The following is a 1,011-nucleotide window of genomic DNA, read 5'->3' as shown; positions in this document are numbered from 1 at the left end:
GTCTGGGCGAATCGCTGGTTCCAAACCTAAAAGCATTACGCAAAACATCCTCGAATTCGCCGAAACTTGTCCTTGTTTCGGGGAGGGACTGCAGGAAAACCTGCCCGTATTGTTTCTTTAACAGCCTGCCGTCCAAAACGGCGACCACGCCCCTGTCCGCGCTTCGGCGCATGAGCCTTCCGAAGCCCTGTTTGAACTTCATTACGGCGGAGGGCAGGGCAAGTTCCATAAAAGAGCTTCCACCGCGCTTTTTAACAGCCTCACTGCGGGCTTCAAAGACGGGGTCGTCGGGGGCGCGGAAGGGCAGACGGCAGATTATTACAAGGCGCAACGTGTCGCCGGGGGCGTCTACCCCTTCCCAGAAGGAATCCGTGGCGAATAGGCACGCGCTTTCGTCGGAGAGGAAGTCCTGCAAAAGCCTCGTGCGGTCGTCGTCGCCCTGCTTCAAACAGCGGATTCCAAGCGGCTCCAACTCCGACTTTGCGGCGGCCCATGCGCTTTTAAGCGATTGGTACGAGGTAAAAAGAACGAGAGCCGAGCCTCCCGCTACGGCTGCTAGGCGGCCCGCGGCTTTGTCGATAAAATCCTGCCAGCCGTTTTCTTCTGGCATGGGGGCGTCATGCGGGGCCGCGAGAAGCACGGCGCTTGAATAGGGGAAAGGCGAGGGGAAACAGCCCGAAAGTACCGTCCTATTTTCCAAGTCGCCGATTCCGCAACGGCTCGCCCAATAGGAAAAATTGCCGTTTATGGCGAGGGTTGCGGATACGCAGATGACCGTTTTGTTAGGCGCAAATACGCTTTCTTTCAGTTTTGGCGACAAGTCCAACGGGGTTTTTGTAAAGACCGCCCACGGGTTCCCGCCCGAAAAACGCTGTTTCTCGATCCATAAAACGTCGTTTTCATATTTTTGATATTTGCAGAAGGAATCGCAGATTTCCGCTATTTCTTCCAGGCGCCTTACTATAGCTTTTATTTCCCATACCGAAGGGTCGGCCGCCTGCTCATCGTCGA

At 55.5% G+C, this 1,011-nt stretch carries 1 protein-coding gene; it reads right to left on the bottom strand.

The genetic code is table 11. The features are described from left to right. On the bottom strand, positions 1-1,011 hold a 1,011-nt coding region (locus ACYVTD_RS13570; RefSeq protein ID WP_461248267.1), incomplete at both ends, for an ATP-dependent DNA helicase.

It is taken from the genome of Treponema sp. R6D11 (genome assembly GCF_054786075.1).
This window is presented reverse-complemented; position numbering and strand designations above follow the sequence as displayed.